Origin of the sequence: Deinococcus radiopugnans ATCC 19172 (assembly GCF_006335125.1) — a bacterium.
GTDB classification, from domain to species: Bacteria; Deinococcota; Deinococci; order Deinococcales; family Deinococcaceae; genus Deinococcus; species Deinococcus radiopugnans.
On sequence record NZ_VDMO01000015.1, the window covers coordinates 77,150 to 93,097 of the forward strand.

Sequence of the window (15,948 nt, forward strand, 5' to 3'; positions counted from 1 at the left end):
GAGGCAGGAGGAACGTGTTGCCCTTTGCTGCGTGGCCGCTCAGCCCCGGCCTGTCGGCAGCACCGGGGCCGTGCCCTCTTTGGCGTCCGCCGTGCCATAGGCGTAGGCGTAATACGAGTCTCCCGTCCGTGCGAGCTTGTTCAGCACGATGCCCAGCACGCTCACGTTGGCCACCCGCGCGTTTTGCAGGCTGCGTTCCACGTCGTTCAGGCGGGTCTTGCCGCCTTCCACCACCAGAATTACGCCGTCGGTGTAGGGCGCCACGGCCAGCGTATCGGGCAGGCCCAGCATAGGGGGCGTGTCGATCAGCACGTAGTCGTAGCCCTGTGCCCAGCGGTCCAGGTAGGTGCGGAAGGCCGGCTGGTTCAAGATGCTGCCCGCGCCGTCTCCGCGGTGGGGGGTGCCGGCGGGCAGCAGGTCCACGTTGGTGCCCACGCGGGTGGCGTGGGCCGCGTCGGGCCGCAGGAACATCTCGGTCACGGTGTTGGCCGGTGGCAGCGAGGCGTCGGTGCCGGGCAGCGCGTGGGTGCCGATACGGTCCGGCCCCCAGACCTTGAGCTGGGTGGGGCGGCGCAGGTCGGCGTCGATGACCAGCACCCTCTGTCCGGCGGCCCCCAGGCTCTCGGCCAGGGCCGCCGTCATCGAACTTTTGCCCTCGCCGGGATACGAGCTGGAGATCACCAGCCGGCGGTGCTCGCGGTCCCCCAGCATGGACTGCACGTTGATCCGCAGGAAGCCGATGCTCTCATACAGCGGGCCGCTGTGGCTGGCGGGCAGAAAGCCCTGCGCCAGGTTGCGGCGGCGCACCAGCGGCAGTTGGGCCAGTACCGGCAGCCCCAGCGGCAGCAGGTCCTCGGTGCCGTTGACCCGGCGACGCAGGCTGTCACTCAGCAACACCAGTCCGGTGGCCAGGAACAGCGCGAGTAGCCCGGCCAGCGCCGCATTCCGCAGCGGGCGCGGCGACACGGGGCGGGTGGGGGCCACCGCCTCGGCCACCGGGAGCAGCGTTCCAGTGGCTGCCGTTTCCAGCACGGCCATCTGCGACAGGTTCTGCAGCACCTGGCCGCGCGCAGCCACCAGGCTCTGGCGTTCCAGCGGGTCATTAATTGCCTCAATGCGCGCCGTCAGGTTCTGAAGCTGTCCCTGCAAGCTCTGGCGCGAGCGCGTCACGCTCTGCTTGGCACGGGCGTTGTCCCAGTCCAGCAGCGCGGCGACGCCGTCCTCAGCCAGCTGGCGGGCCGCCTCGGGGGTCTCGCCCTGTGCCTGGATTTCGTACACGCCGCGCTGCTGGGTGTCCAGGCGGGCGCGGACCTTCAGCCGGTTGAAGGAGTTTGCCGACAGTTCCCGGCTCAGGTCGTCGCTCATCTTGCGGATGATCTCGGGGGGCAGGTCGCTCTTTTCCAGTTTGTCGACGATGGTGGCCACCAGACTGCGACTGTGCAGCACCTGCTCCACTGCGCCCTGCGGCAGCGGCGGGGCCGTGACCAGGGTGTTGTTGATCAGCGAGTTCTGGGCGTTGCTGTCCACCGCGATGATGCTGGCGCTGGACTCGTACACCGGAGCCTGTCGACTGGACAGCAGGTACGTCGCGCCCGCCACCACCAGCGGAGTCAGGATCAGCAGCGGCGCGTACCGTCTGAGGGTTCCGAACACCTGTCGGAGATCAATTTGATCCGCATTTGCGGGACGGGGAGGCACACTCTGCATTCAGCGTCAGTTTAGGCGCGAAAAGTGAGGAAACCCCACCTTTGAGTATGCAAGGCCGCCAGAATCCGTGCGGGGCGGCGGAACTGCCGGCGGTGTCCAGCATGACTGGACTTTTCCTTAGATCACCCCGCCCCCCAGCATCAGCCGCAGCGCGCCCAGCACGGCCACCACCGCGCTTAGGGTGACCGCCCCCCGGTCTCGCCCCAGCGCCCCGAAGATCAGGCCCAGCACGGCGGGCGGCAGTACGAAGATCCAGTTCAGCCAGCCGAAGAAGGGCAGAAAGCCCAGCAGCAGGCCCAGCGCAGCGAGGATGCCGAAGATCAGCGAGAGGACTCTCATGCCCCTCAGTACGTGCCTGTTTTGCGAGAAGTTGCAGGCGGACAGCCGGGGCCGGGACGCGCTAGCCTGCTGCGGTGACTTCCTCTGCCCCAAAAAAACCCGCTGGGCGCGGCGCGGCGCGGCTGCCCAGGGGGGCCAGGGCACGTGCCCCGCAGGTGCTGACCTCGCTGGAGCAGCTGTACCCCGACGCCCGCACCGAGCTTGTCTTCAACACGCCCTTCGAGCTGCTGGTCGCCACTGTCCTGAGCGCCCAGGCCACCGACGTCAGCGTGAACGCCGCCACGCCCGCCCTGTTCGAGCGGTACCCGGACGCCCACGCCATGAGTCAGGCTGAAGCGCAGGACATCGAGCCGTTGATTCGGCGTATCGGGCTGTACCGGGGCAAGGCGCGCAACCTGGCGGCGCTGGCCCGGCTGCTGGTGGAGCGGCACGGGGGCGAGGTGCCTAACGACTTCGATGCCGTCGTGGCCCTGCCCGGCGCGGGCCGCAAGACCGCCAACGTCGTTCTGAGCAATGCATATGGCTTTCCGGCCATCGCAGTGGACACCCACGTGGGCCGGCTGGCGCGTCGCCTGGGCCTGAGCGTGCAGACCAACCCGGACAAGGTGGAGCAAGACCTGCAGGGGTTGTTTCCGCGTGAGCGCTGGGTTTTCCTGCACCACGCGCTGATCCTGCACGGGCGCCGCGTGTGCATGGCACGCAACCCGCAGTGCGCGGCGTGCGAGATGGCGGCGTTCTGCCCGAAGATTGGGGTGGAGGCTTGAGGGGCAGCGGGACGCAGGACGCGGGACGCGGGAACTGCTCTTTACCCCGCACTGCCCACCGCCTCCCGCGCACACCCACCCCACAGGCCCCCCAGTGACCTGGCGCTTCTCCCCGCAGGTGTGGCTGTACCTGAGCACCTCGTTCTCCTTCGGGCTGGCGCAGGCGTTCCTGGCGCTGTTCCTGAACTTCTACCTGCGTGCGCTGGGGCTGGGGCCGGAGTGGCAGGGCATCATGAACGCGCTGCCCGCGCTGACGCTGGTCTTTCTGAGCCTGCCGGCCGTGGCGCTGGCCCGGCGCATCAGCAACGCGCACACCATCAAGATCGGCGTGGCCCTCAGCCTGCTGGGCACACTGATTCTGGCGCTGGCGGGGGGGCCGCTGGGCGTGGTCACGGGCGCGCTGGTGCAGGGCGCGGGCGCCGCGTTGCTGACCGTGGCCGGCTCGCCCTTCATGGCGAACAACAGCGACGAGAAAAGTCGCGTGACCCTGTTCAGCGTGCAGAGCGCCCTGATGACCGGCGCGGGCTTCGTGGGCAACATGATCGGCGGGCGCGTGCCCGAGGCCTACGCGCTGGTCACCGCCACCGAGCCGGGGGGGCTGGGAGCGCTCAGAACCGCGCTGCTCGTCGCCACCGCGCTGCAACTGCTGGGCCTGCTGCCCGCCTTGAAGCTCAAGCCCAGCGGCAAGACCTCGCAGACCGGGCGCAGCTTCGCCGTGCGCGACAAGCGGGCCATGTTCCGGCTGATCTTTCCTAACCTGCTCGTCGGCCTGGGGGCCGGGGCCACCATCCCGTTTCTGAACGTGTTTATCGAGGGCAAGTTCCAGATCAACTACGCCAGCCTGGGGCAGCTGTTCGCATGGGCCAGCCTGGCGACGGCGGCCACCGCGCTGCTGCAGCCGCTGCTGGTACGCCGCCTGGGGCAGTTGCAGGTGGTGTTGCTGGTGCAGGCCAGCAGCCTGCCTTTCCTAGCGTTGCTGGGCTTCGCGCCGCAGCTGTGGATGGTTACGCTGGCGCTGTTCACGCGCGGGGCGCTGATGAACGCCGCTGGGCCGGTGTACGGGGCCTACGCCATGTCCTCATTGGAGGAAAATGACCGTCCGATGTACTCGGCCCTGAACGTGATCGCCTGGGACTCCGGCTGGGCGCTCAGCAGCGTGCTGGCGGGGGTGGTGCGCGGCCAGTTGCCGTTCACGCTGGCCTTTCAGGTGCTGTTCGCGTGGACGCTGGTGATGTATGGCGGCAGCGTGCTGGCCATCTACCTGGGGCTGTACCGCCCGGCGCAGCGGCAGGCGCTGACGTTGCCGGTTTGAAGAGAGGAGGCAATGCGCGGTACGTAGTCCCCTCCTCTTTTCCCACGCCCCGCGTCCTGCTTACCGCGTACCTATCAACGCAACCCGCCTCACATCCCCCGCGTCCCGGCTCTGTTAGCCTGTTTCGTTCGAGTGGGGCCGCCCTTTGTCGTGTCGAAACCGGTGTCCCTCAGCAGCAGGCCAGCGTTTTTCCTGGCCAGAGGGGTGATTTTCTTTGACCACAGCAGTGACCGCCGCCAAGCAACCCACGTCCGATGTCTTTCCCGCACCGATCAAATCCGTCGAGGCCGGCAGCGCCGCCGCAAAGGCGGGCGTGCGCCCCGGCGACGTGCTGCTGCGCGTCAACGGGCAGGCCGTGACCGACGTGCTGGCCTACCGTCACCTGCTGTCGCAGGGGCAGGCCACGCTGGAAATCGCCCGCCCGAAAGAGGCCCCGCGCGCCATGACCGGCGTGCCCGGCACCGCCCAGGATCACCACCGCCTGCAGATGACCGCGCCGCCCAGCCTGGACGATACCTTCACCTTCGACGTGGAGTGGGAGGATCCGGGCCTGGAATTTGAGGAAGTGCTGTTCGACGGCATTCACCTGTGCGCCAACAAGTGCGATTTCTGCTACGTCCATCAGATGCCGCGCGGCTTTCGCAAGAGCCTGTACATCATGGACGACGACTACCGCCTGTCGTTCCTGTACGGCTCCTTCGTCACGCTGACCAACCTGTCTGAAGGCGACATCAACCGGATTCTGGACGAGAACCTCTCGCCGCTGTACATCTCGGTGCACACCGCCAATCAGGATCTGCGCCAGAACATGATGAAATGGTGGAAGCTCAAGGTCAAAGACGAGAAGGCCGTGCAGATCCGCAACATGATCGAGCGGCTGGAAAGCATTGACCTGTACACCCAGATCGTGCTGGTGCCCGAGCGCAATGACGGTGAGAATCTCGACGACACCGTGGAGTACCTGAGCAGCCGTCCCAACGTGATCAGCGCGGCGGTGGTGCCCATCGGCCTGACCTCGCACCGCACCAACCTGCCGGACGTGCGGACGTTCAACAGGGAGGAGGCCCGCGACAGCCTGCGCCGCCTGAACGTGTGGCGCAAGAAATTTCTGACCGAGCGCGGCACCCGGTTCGTGTTTCCCAGCGATGAGCTGTACCTGCTGGCCGGGGAGCCGCTGCCCAGCGAGGAGGAATACGAGGGCTTCCCCATGCTGGAAAACGGCGTGGGCATGATCCGCGACTTCCTGACCGAAGCGCTGCCGGAACTGCCCGCCGCTCTGCCGGAACCGCGCCGGGTGATTCTGGGCACGGGGACGCTGTTCGCGGAGTCGTTAGACCGGGCCGTGGAGCCGCTGCGGGCCATCGAGGGCCTGACGCTGGAAGTCCGGGCCGTGACCAACAAGACCTTTGGCCCGGTGACCACGGTGGCGGGCCTGCTGACCGGGCGCTGCTTCCGGCACGCCATCAAGACCGGCGAGGCGGATCTGTTGATCGTGCCGCCCACCACGCTGCGCTACGGCACTGAGCTGATGCTGGACGACGTGAGCCTGGATGAGCTGCGACAGGAATTCCGCATGGACGTGCGGGCCGGCGGCGCGACGCTGGGTGAACTGGCCCGCGTGATCCTGGACGGCGCCCAGAGCAGCGGCCACCAGTGGGGCATGAGCGCCCACGCCGTCAAGGACAGCGGGCACACGCCGCTGGAAATTGAGGTGGCGGAGCGGGGGATGCGCGGGCAGGCGTAGAGACTGTTGAAGCCAGAGGCCAGCCACCCGGAGACAGTCTCCGGGTGGCTGGCTCTTTTCGATCGAGTGCCATGCTGCAAACGCGCTACGGCACCACCACTTTCCCCAGCGTGCCGTAATCGGCCAGCACCGCCTCGCCCACCGCCGCCGCCGTGCCTTCCCGCACCAGGGCCACCACCGCGCCGCCAAAACCCGCTCCGGTGATCCGCGCCCCGAACACGTCCGAGTGGGCCTGCAGCAGCGCCACCAGCTCGTCCACCAGCGGATGCGATACGGCGTAGTCGTCGCGCAGGCTGGCATGCGTGGCATTCATCAACTGACCGAACTGGGCAGCGTCCGCTTCCAGACCCTCAAGTACCCTGGCATTCTCGGAGACCACATGGCGGGCACGTTCCCTCAGCGGTGAGGGCAGCGCTTCCACAGTGGCGATGTCGGTCACGTCGCGCAGCTGCTTGACGCCCAGCAACCGCGCGGCCTCCTCCACCTGGGCGCGGCGTTCGTTGTAGCCGCTCTCGGCCAATCGGCGCGGCACGCCCGAGTCCATGACCAGGATTTCGGCCCCGGTTGGAAAAGGCACCACACGGCGTTCCAGGCCGCGGGTGTCGATCAGCAGCATGGTGCGGGTGTCGGCCAGGCTGGAGGCCAGCTGATCCATCACGCCGCACTGGACGCCCACGAACTCATGTTCCACCTGCACGCCCCTCAACGCCAGCGCCACGTCGTCCAGTTCCAGCCCGTACACCTCCCGCAAGGCACGTAATGTCGCCACTTCCAGCGCCGCGCTGCTGCTCAGGCCGCCGCTGGGCACCGTGCTGGAGACGTGGACATTCAGCCCTTCGGTCACGCCGCTCAGGTTCAGGCAACCGGTCAGGTACGGCGCGAAGTCCTCGCCCACCTCCCCCACCGCGACGCGCAACGTTTTTTCGAGGTTGGCGCTGTACAGCACATGCTGACCCGTTCCATTCCGGCCAAGGCCCACCGTCGCCTGCTGTGGAATGGCGGTGGGCAGCACGAAGCCGCCCTGGTAGTCGGTATGTTCGCCCAGCAGGTTCACCCGGCCCGGTGCGGAGGCCGTGACCTCCGGCGCGCCTCCAAAGACATCTTCAAACGTCTTCAAGAGTCACCTTCCGCAGTTCCGCCGCCGCCACTTCGGGGAACTTGTCGTTGGCGAACTCCCCCGCGCCCTGCTCGGTGCCCGCCAGGTATTTCATGCGGCCCGCCGCCCGCAGGTACGGGTACAGCTCGATGTGCAGCGGGAACTCCGGGTGCGGCGCGTCCAGCGGCGCCTGATGCACGGTCATGAGGTACGGCATCCGCACGCCGAACAGCGCGTCCAGGCGCAGCAGCGCATCTTTCAATGTGCGGGCGAAGGCGTCGCGCTCGTCGTCAGTCAGCTCGGACAGCAGCGACACAGGCCGGGCCGGGAGAATCCACGTCTCGTAGGTGTAGCGGGCAAAGGGCGGCACCACGCTCAGCGCCGCCCCCTCGTCGTGCACGATCCGCTCGCCCGCCTCCCGCTCGGCGGCCACGAAGTCGGCGAGCCAGGGATTGCCCGTTTCCGAGTGATGCTTGCGCGCCATGTCCAGCATCCGCATCGCTACGGGCGGGAGGTGGTCATAGGCGTAGATCTGGCCGTGCGGGTGGTGCAGGGTCACGCCCACCTCCACGCCCCGGTTCTCGAAGGCCAGCACACTTTGAATGATCCCGCCTGCCGCGAACCGGGACGTTCGATCCGCCCACACGGAGAGCAAAAGGCTCATCTGGGCGTCGCTCAGGTCAGCCAGCCGTCCCGCCGCGTTCTGGCTGAAGACGACGACTTCACACGCGCCCACGCCTGCACGGGTGTGGGCCGGGCCGGGCGGAGGTTCAGGGGCGTCCAGCGTCAGGCTGGGAAACCGGTTGGCGAACACCGCCAGATCGTAGGTGCCGCGTGGCAGCTCGGTGGGATGTTCCGGATCAGCGGTGGGCGCGAGCGGGTTGTATTCGGGCGGGGGCAGAAAGGTGCGGCCCAGGCGGTGGGCGGCGTACATGACCCATTCGCCGCGCAGGGGGTGCCAGCGCATCACCGGGCGAGCGTCCACCGCCTCCGGGCTGGGGCTGGGAATCTCGGATGTGACCACGATGGGTTGCAAGCCGTACAGCGTCAGTGGGCGGCCATCCGGCTTGACGAACTCCTGCTGGTGGATGGGGTGCGCGACGGAGGTCATAACGGCCATTGTGCCCCGTGCGGCGGCACATCTCCCACGCGCGAATCGGTGAGATTGAACCTCGCGCGGCTGAAGTGGGTCACGGCTCCTCCGAAACTCTCGGTGAGGGTGGTGGGGCGGTCTGGCGCGCTGATCTCCAGGCACCGCCGCAGCAGGGCCAGCCCTTCCTCATCCAACATGGCAATCGGATCGCTGCTGGCGCGCAGGCCGCCCACCACGTCCAGCATGGCCGCCACCGTGTGGCGCTCGGTGGCCGTCAGCAGGCTCAGCTCTCGGCGGCAGATCGCCACGTCCGGGTCTGGCTGATACCAGGAATGCTGATACCAGCGCGACAGCGCGGTGTGCAGCGCGTTGCGGGCGCTGGGGCCGGTGGCGTCGCCCAGCCAGATACGGCGCGAGTCCTCGTCCCACAGCGGGGCCACGTCCGGCCCGGTGCGCATGGCGTCCACGATCCCGACGCTGCTGGCAAGCGGTGCGCCGCAGCCCAGCAGGAAGGCGTCCTCGCCCGCACCGTCGCGCAACGCCTGCAGCCCGTTGCGGTACGCCTGGGCACGGCCCACCGACGGGTCATGCCGCACCCCCGGCAGCGCCGCGCCGTACAGGAAATCCAGCTTCAGGTACGGGTAGCCCCAGCCGCGCGCGGTGGCCGCCAGCTCGCGCAGCCAGGCCAGGACTTCCGGGTGGGTGGTGTCCAGCGCGTGATACGCCCCGCCCCAGTTGTGGCCCACCGCCAGCGGCAAATCGTCCTTGCCGCGCAGCATCCAGTCCGGGTGATCGCGGAACAACTGCGAGGTGGGCGAGGCCAGAAAGGGAGCCAGCCACAGCCCCGCCGTGAAGCCCAGTTCGTTCAGCTCTGCCGGAAGATCACGCGCGTGGCCGCCAAAATGGTCCGAGGCCGTGAACCAGTCGCCCAGATCCGCCTGGAAACCGTCATCCAGCTGAAAGACGTCGAAGGGCAGGCCGTGTTCGCGGGCCAGCCGGGCGTTCTCCAGCATGGCGTCCAGTGTTACGTCGCGGTAATAGCTGTACCAGCTACACCAGACCCGCTGCGGCGCAGGGGTGCGGGCGTGCATATTCTGCCCCAGTTCGGCGGCGCGGCGTTCCAGCGTGCCGATCACGTCGCCTGTCTCGTCCCAGGTCAGCTCCACGGCTGGCCCCTCCACCGTGCCGGACACGCGCACCGTCTGGCCCTCGGCCCGCGCTTCCCAGTGGATGAAACTGTGGGTGGCGTCCCTCGCCGCGCCCACCCATCCCCCGCCGTCCGGGCGCACCAGCGCCAGCACGCTATGGCTGCGCCACACGCCCGCCTCGCCGCTGGGCAGGAAGGCCGGATCGTGGCCCTGCTCGTGCCGCCATTGCATCAGCGGGACGGCCTGCCTGTCGGTCAGCGGGCGCAGCTCGGCCTCGCTCCAGGACTGGTAGCCGCTGATCAGCACGCGCACCGTGGCGGGGTCAATGTTGAGCTTCCATTCAGCCATTCCCATTCTCCAACACAGTAAAGCTGACCGGCTCCAGCCTCCGCCCGTTCCACGTCACCGCGTCCGGATTCCAGTTCTGGAGCAGTGTCCGGCCTGCCCGGCGGCTGAGGCGCACGCCGTCTGGCAGGGGGGTCATGGAGACGTCCGCGTCCGCCAGCACCCCGGTCAGCACCGAGCCGACGAGCTTCTCGCTGTGCGCGCCGATCACGGTCACGCCGCCGTTGCGAATCACCGCGCTCTGGCCGTCCAGCGGGCCACCGGCGTAGGTGTACAGCGTTTCGGCATCCTGCGTGCGGTAGCTCTCGGCCCAGGCGTGGGCCTCGAATTGTCCGCCATCACCGTCGATTTTCTGGGAGAGGGTGGGCCGCAGGGAGTCGTATTGCAGCAGCTTCGCGCCCACCAGGGCCGACAGCGGGCCAAATTGACCGTCTGCCCAGGTTTCCCCGCCCGGCGTGCGGAAGGCGGTGCGCGGGCCGCAGACCAGTTTCGCCCCAGCCTGCACCGCTGCCGTCCAGTGCGCCGCCCGCTCCTTCGACACCAGCGTGATGGCGGGTGCGACGACGACGGCGTACCCACTCAAATCCGCATCGGCGTGGATCACATCGACATCCACGCCCAGCCCACGCAGCGCCATGTAATAGGTCAAGGTCTGCGTCCAGTAGCTCAGGTTGGCGCTGTGCTTCTGCTCGTCGTAGAGCCACAGGCTGTCGTAGTCGTGCAGCACGGCAACTTTTGCGGAAACCTCGCCCACCGGGAACTGTGTGGTGTCCAGTTCGGCCACTTCTGTGAAACCTCGATCCGGCGTCTCGTCGTGCCTCAGCAGGCCGCTGTGCATGACCTCCTGCGCCATCGTGGCGGCCCGCCAGCGGAAGTAGCTGACGACATCCGCGCCGTGCGCCCAGGCCTGCGCCGTCCACAGTTGCACCGCCCCATCGGCGGGCAGCGGGTTGAAGGGCGCCCAGTTGACCTGCCCACACTGCTGCTCCATCACCCACGGGCCGTTCGGTGTGCCCGCGCCGTTGCGGCCCAGCGCATTCTTTCCGCCCAGCAGACCCCGGTACAGATCGTGGTTGAAGGCGATCAGATCCGGCTGTCCGGTGCGCGCAAAGTGGGTTTTGACGTCCTCGCCGCTGCCGGGTGGGGCGAAGAACTCCAGCATGCCCAGCGGGTAGTTGTCCCAGGTCACGAAGTCCAGACCCTTCGCCACCTCGTAGTGGTCAAAACCGGTTTCGAAGATCATGAAGTTGTGCGTGACAAAACGCCCCGGCGAAAGCTCCCGCAGGATCGCCACCTGCTCGGCCTGAAATTCGGCGATCATGGCCGAGGCGAAGCGGTAAAAGTCCAGCACGTGCGACGGGTTCGGCTCGGCCACCGTCAGATTGGGCGGTTTGATCTGTGCCCAGTCGGTGTACTCCATGCTCCAGAAGACATTGCCCCAGGCGGTATTCAGGGCGTCCAACGTGCCGTACTTGCGCTCCAGCCAGCCCGGAAACGCCTCGGCACTGGCCCCGCCGTAACTGCGCGCCGTGTTGTGGCAGCCGAATTCGTTGTCGGTCTGCCAGCCGGCCACCGCCGGGTGCGTGCCGTAACGCTCGGCCATCGCCCGCGTGATGCGTCGCGAATGCTCACGGTAGACCGGCGAGGCGAAATCGTACTGCCGCCGCGCCCCGAACTCGCGCACCCGGCCCTGGGCGTCCATGGGCAGGATTTCGGGATGGGCGCGAATCAGCCATGCGGGCGGCGTGGGCGTGGGCGTGCACAGCACCACGCGCATTCCGGCGGCGTGATAGGTGTCGAGGGCCGTGTCCAGCCACGCCCAGTCGTACTCGCCGGGGCGCGGCTCCATGCGGCTCCAGGCAAACTCGGCAATGCGGACATAACTCAGGCCCAGTTCTTTTTGCTGCTGCGCGTAGGGCACCCAGCGGTCTTGTGGAACATGCTCCGGGTAATCGCAGGAACCGAGCTGGAGGTGTGGAACGGGGGTGGATTTGGATTGGGTCATGGCGCGTCCTGGGGAGTGGAGGTCGAAAGGGCTGAAGGAACAAAGGGCTGACTCAGAAAGGCTAAACCGCTCTGTCCAGCTATCGGTTGTCGTTCTGTCAGATAGGACTGGGCTGGCGTTGAGTTTTCCGCTCCCGCCATTCCTGAGGAGGAGGGGAAAAACGCCGGAGCCCGGCCTGTGTCATCAATCCTTGACCGCCCCGCCCGCAATGCCTGCCACGAAGTGCCGTTGCAGCGACAGGAACAGCGCCAGAAAGGGAATGGTGGCAATCGCCGTTCCCACCATGATTCCGCCCCACGACACGCGGGTCAGGCCGACCAGGGTGCCCAGCGCCACCGGCATGGTGTAGCTGTCCTTTTGCGTCAGCACGATCAGCGGCCACAGGTAGTCGTTCCAGGAGGCCAGGAACAGCAGAATGGCCAGGGCCGCCAGCGCGGGGCGCACGATGGGCAGCGCGATCTGCCAGAAGATGCGGCCCTCGGAGGCGCCGTCAATGCGCGCGGCATGCAGCAGATCGCTGGGCACGGTCTGGAACGCCTGACGCATGTAGAAGATGCCGATGGTATTCGCCAGCGTGGGCAGGATCACCGCCCAGTACGTGTTCGAGATCTTCAGGTCCCGCGCCACCAGAATGAACTGCGGGATGATGGTCACGAAGGTAGGGATGGTCAGCGTGGCCAGAATCAGCCCGAACAACCAGTTCTTGCCGGGAAACTCGAACTTGGCGAAGGCGTAGCCGCCCATGCTGGTCAGAACCATGCTGAACACCGTGTACAGCGAGGCGATCATGGTGCTGTTGAACAGGGTGCGCAGGTAGTTGGTGTCGGCCTGCAGGCCCCGGAAATTCTCCATGAAGTTCCCGCCGAACCACAGCGGCGGACTGGGGCTGAAGATGGCGGAATCCGGGTGCGTGCTGAACACCGCCATGATCCACAGCGGGGCCAGAAAGATCAGCGCCAGCGGCAGCAGGGCCAGATGTAGCCAGAAGGCCCCGGTGCGTTTGCGGGCCGTGACGCCCGGCGAGACCGGGGCGGCCACCTGCGGCCGGGCCGTCATCTTTCCCGTCCGAACAGCCGCAGCTGAATCACGCTGAAGACGGCGGCGATGGCGGCCACCGTGTAGGCGATGGCGCTGGCGTAGCCGAAGTTGAACGAGCGGAAGCCCTGCTGGTACAGGTACGTCCCCAGCGTCATGGTGGCGTTGCCGGGGCCGCTGTTGGTGATCAGGGCCGGTTCGGTGAACAGTTGCAGCGTGCCGATCACGCTCAGGACCATGCAGAACAGCAGCGTGGGCCGCAGCAGCGGCAGCGTGATTTTCCAGAACTGCTGCGCGGGCGTGGCCCCGTCGATGCTGGCGGCCTCGTACACGTCCTCGCTGATGCCTTGCAAGCCGGCCAGCAGGATGATGGCGTTGTAGCCGGTCCAGCGCCACAGCATCGCCATGATGATCACCGACATGGCCGGCCCGGCCTGGTTGAGCCAGTCCACGGCGGGCAGGCCGATTCCGGTCAGGGCGCGGTTGACCACGCCGAAATCGGTGTTGAACAGCAGCCGGAACACCGCCGAGTACGCCACGGTTCCCACCACCAGCGGCGCGAAGAAGGCGAAGCGGAACCATCCGGCGGCCTTCAGGAGTTTGCTGTTCAGGGCCACAGCCAGCACCGTCGCCAGCGACAGCATCAGCGGCACCTGGACCACCAGAATCACCAGGGTATTGCGCAGCGCCGTGCGGAAGAATTCGTCCTGAATCAGCCGGGACCAGTTGGACAGGGCGTAGGGTGCGTCTGCCCCCAGCCGGGAATCCTTGAAGCTCATCAGAAACGAGCTGATGATGGGCCACGCCCAGAAGGTGGCAAAGATCAGCAGGTACGGCAGGATGAACAGGTACGGCGCCTTGGGGATGCGCGCCCAGCGTCCTGCACGCCGGGCTGGAGGGGACAGCGGTTGTGAAGTGGTCATGGCTACCTCGGCAGAACACGGAGCGGAAGCGGAGAAGGCCAGAGCGGCCAAGTGGGCGCGGTGGCAACAGGCGAAAACAGAGGTGGGCGAGGGAAACGGGCGTCCGTGTGGTCGCCATTCCCTCGCCCTTGGCCCTCACGCCCCGTTCAGGCCCGGCGCGTCAGACAGACGCCGTGACGGAAGACGGGGGGGCAGGCGCTGGCCGCAAGCCTGGCCTTATTTGGCGACGGGCAGGCCCGTGGCGCTGCTGATCTTCTTGGCGGCGTCGTCCAGGGCTTCCTTGGCCGTCTTGTAGCGGCCCTTGATGTAGTCGGCCTGCACCACGATCATGACCTGACGGGCGTCCTGGAAGTACTGGGTGCCGCGCGCCTGGGGAACGTCGCCCAGGGTGCCCAGAATGGTCTGCCATATCGCCTGGTTGCCCCAGTACGGCTGCGCGGTTTTCACGTAGGGGTCCTTGGTGGCACTGAGCAGGCTGGGCACCAGGCCCTGGGACTTGAGCATGGTGACCTGTCCGCCAGCGGTTGCCAGGGCATTTTCGAGGAAGGCGTAGGCCGCCGCCTGGTTCTTGCTGGAGCTGGGAATCGCCAGGGCGCTGCCGCCCAGGTTGCTGGCGCGCACCCCTCCAGCCTTGGAGGCGGGCATCAGGTACACGCCCCACTTGCCCTTCTGGTCCGGGGCGTTGGTGCGGATGGTGCCCTCGTACCACGCGCCGAACATGGCGCTGGCGGTCTTGCCCGCCTTGACGTTGGTGATCTGGCCGCCCCAGTCGCCGGTGGCGACGACCTGCGCGTCGTACAGCTTCTTGATGGTATTCAGGGCGCTCACGCAGCCCGGCTGGTTGACCGTGACTGCCTTGGCAGCGTTGTCAAAGTAGAAGCAGCCGTTCTGATTGGCAAGCATGCGGAACCACTCGTCGTCCTGGCCGTTGGCGACGGTGGCCATCTTCACGTTGTTATTGAACTTGGCATTGACCTTCTTGCCTGCCGCGATGAAGTCTTCCCAGGTCTTGATGCTGGCCGGGTTGACGCCGGCCTGCTGGTACAGATCCCGGCGGTAGAACATCACCACGGGACCCGAATCCCAGGGCATGGCGTAGCGTTTGTTGCCCGCCATCAGCTCGGTCCATTTGAAGGCCGGGAAGTTCTTGACCAGCTTGTCCGCGCCCTTGGTGTTCAGGTCCACGAAGCAGTCGGGGAAGCGTGCCCAGAACACCTCGGCTTCGTTGTTCTCGATGGAATAGATGTCGGGCATGTCCTGGCCGCCGGCGGCGCATCCGGCCAGCCCCCGGTCATACACGTTCTGGTTGCCCAGATCTTCAACCTTGACTTTCACGTTGGGGTATTTCTTGTTGAAACTGGGAATGGTGCTTTCCAGCGCCTTGGCGGCGGCGTCCCAGGACCAGATCGTGACCGTGCCGGACAGATCCTGGGCAGCAGCGGAACCGACGAGCAGCAGGGCGGACAGGGACAGCATGACTTTCTTCATGAAAAACCTCCAGTTGAGGATAGGTGTCGAGGGGCATTGGACGGCATTGGTCTAGACCAGTTGGAAGTCGGCAATGCATTTCAGGAGATCGGCGGGAGGTTCGCTGCCGTGTCTGTCGGTGATCAGGGTGTCCACTGCCGACACGGGGGCCACCTGCGCCTGACTGATCTGGCCCAGCTTGCTGTGATCGGCCACCACCACGATTTCGCGTGCCTGATGCACCATGATCCGCTTGATCTCGGCTTCCTCGTGGTTGGCGTTGGTCACGCCCGCTGTGGCAGACACGCCGTTGCAGCCCAGAAACAGCCGGTCGGCGTGAATGCGGCCCAGCACTTCCAGCGCGTAGGGGCTGACCAGCGAGTGCTGCAGCGGGCGCAGCGTGCCGCCGGTCACGATGACGCGCACGTTCGGCAGCCGTTCGAGTTCCAGGGCGATGTTCAGTCCGTTGGTGATGATGGTCACGCCGCGCAGCGTGGGCGGCAGCGCGCGGGCCACCTCGGTGGTGGTGCTGCCCACGTCCAGAAACACGGTTTCGCCGTCCCGGACCAGTGCCGCCGCCGCCCGCCCGATGCGCCGCTTGGCCGCCGCGTGCCGGCGACTGGTCTCTTCCAGCGGGAATTCGCGCTGAATCTCCAGCGGCAGCCGCGCTCCGCCCCGCGTGCGCCGGATTTGCCCGGCCTCGGCCAGGGCCTTCAGATCACTGCGAACCGTGACTTCCGAAACCCCCAGAAGTTTTGAAAGCTCTGAGGCGGAAACTTCTCCATTCTGCTGTGCCAGCGAGAGAATCTCGCTCCTGCGGGCCTGAATCATACTCACCCCCTCAATCATTCTGTTTTCGGTGCTTTCGGAGTTTACGTTGGAACTGCTTCCGCGTCAAGAGTCGAGACGCGGGGTCTTTTGCTGTGCCCGCAGCGGCAAACGTTGGGGGTTTGTCCGCCCGCCCAGATGG

13 protein-coding genes are annotated in these 15,948 nt (G+C 66.8%); 3 read left to right on the forward strand and 10 right to left on the reverse strand.

Translation table 11 applies throughout. The features are described 5' to 3' along the window. Window positions 1-39: 39 nt before the first annotated feature. Together FHR04_RS14090 and FHR04_RS14095 are read right to left on the reverse strand one after the other, a co-directional pair. Complete coding sequence (locus tag FHR04_RS14090) at window positions 40-1,707, reverse strand: P-loop NTPase (protein ID WP_139403983.1); 1,668 nt, start codon at window positions 1,705-1,707, stop codon at window positions 40-42. Window positions 1,708-1,824: 117 nt separating this feature from the next. Next, a complete protein-coding gene (locus FHR04_RS14095) occupies window positions 1,825-2,046 on the reverse strand; it encodes a hypothetical protein (RefSeq protein ID WP_039681726.1) in 222 nt (73 codons plus the stop codon). A gap of 74 nt (window positions 2,047-2,120) precedes the next feature. Here FHR04_RS14095 and nth point away from each other — a divergent pair, with 74 nt between their 5' ends. From nth to FHR04_RS14110, 3 genes are all read left to right on the forward strand, one after another. Then, on the forward strand, window positions 2,121-2,810 hold the full coding sequence (nth, locus tag FHR04_RS14100; RefSeq protein ID WP_139403984.1) for an endonuclease III: 690 nt from the start codon (window positions 2,121-2,123) through the stop codon (window positions 2,808-2,810). 94 nt (window positions 2,811-2,904) lie between these two features. Beyond that, window positions 2,905-4,122 carry an MFS transporter gene (locus FHR04_RS14105; protein WP_039681727.1) on the forward strand — a complete coding sequence of 406 codons (1,218 nt, stop codon included), beginning with the start codon at window positions 2,905-2,907 and terminating at the stop codon, window positions 4,120-4,122. Between the two features lie 214 nt (window positions 4,123-4,336). Then, entirely contained in the window at window positions 4,337-5,866 is a 1,530-nt protein-coding gene (locus FHR04_RS14110; protein WP_221265502.1) for a DUF512 domain-containing protein, read from the forward strand. Window positions 5,867-5,951: 85 nt separating this feature from the next. Here FHR04_RS14110 and galK read toward each other — a convergent pair whose 3' ends face one another. From galK to FHR04_RS14150, 8 genes are all read right to left on the reverse strand, one after another. Beyond that, window positions 5,952-6,983, reverse strand: coding sequence for a galactokinase (gene galK / locus FHR04_RS14115; RefSeq protein ID WP_139403985.1), 1,032 nt, complete (start codon window positions 6,981-6,983; stop codon window positions 5,952-5,954). Further along, entirely contained in the window at window positions 6,970-8,073 is a 1,104-nt protein-coding gene (galT, locus tag FHR04_RS14120) for a galactose-1-phosphate uridylyltransferase (RefSeq protein ID WP_139403986.1), read from the reverse strand. The genes galK and galT overlap by 14 nt, the downstream gene beginning before the upstream one ends. After that, window positions 8,070-9,551: a glycoside hydrolase family 36 protein gene (locus FHR04_RS14125; RefSeq protein ID WP_249039137.1), complete on the reverse strand. Its 1,482-nt coding sequence runs from the start codon at window positions 9,549-9,551 to the stop codon at window positions 8,070-8,072. Before FHR04_RS14125 ends, galT begins: the two co-directional genes overlap by 4 nt. Next, window positions 9,544-11,553: a beta-galactosidase gene (locus FHR04_RS14130; protein WP_139403988.1), complete on the reverse strand. Its 2,010-nt coding sequence runs from the start codon at window positions 11,551-11,553 to the stop codon at window positions 9,544-9,546. The genes FHR04_RS14125 and FHR04_RS14130 overlap by 8 nt, the downstream gene beginning before the upstream one ends. 183 nt (window positions 11,554-11,736) lie before the next feature. Beyond that, the gene (locus FHR04_RS14135) at window positions 11,737-12,609 is read right to left on the reverse strand and encodes a carbohydrate ABC transporter permease (RefSeq protein WP_081994795.1); all 873 of its coding nucleotides are present in this window, start codon (window positions 12,607-12,609) and stop codon (window positions 11,737-11,739) included. Next, the gene (locus FHR04_RS14140) at window positions 12,606-13,511 is read right to left on the reverse strand and encodes a carbohydrate ABC transporter permease (RefSeq protein ID WP_081994797.1); all 906 of its coding nucleotides are present in this window, start codon (window positions 13,509-13,511) and stop codon (window positions 12,606-12,608) included. Before FHR04_RS14140 ends, FHR04_RS14135 begins: the two co-directional genes overlap by 4 nt. A 216-nt stretch (window positions 13,512-13,727) precedes the next feature. Further along, window positions 13,728-14,999, reverse strand: coding sequence for an ABC transporter substrate-binding protein (locus FHR04_RS14145; RefSeq protein ID WP_139403989.1), 1,272 nt, complete (start codon window positions 14,997-14,999; stop codon window positions 13,728-13,730). 51 nt (window positions 15,000-15,050) lie between these two features. Further along, on the reverse strand, window positions 15,051-15,809 hold the full coding sequence (locus tag FHR04_RS14150) for a DeoR/GlpR family DNA-binding transcription regulator (protein ID WP_139403990.1): 759 nt from the start codon (window positions 15,807-15,809) through the stop codon (window positions 15,051-15,053). Between the last annotated feature and the right edge of the window lie 139 nt (window positions 15,810-15,948).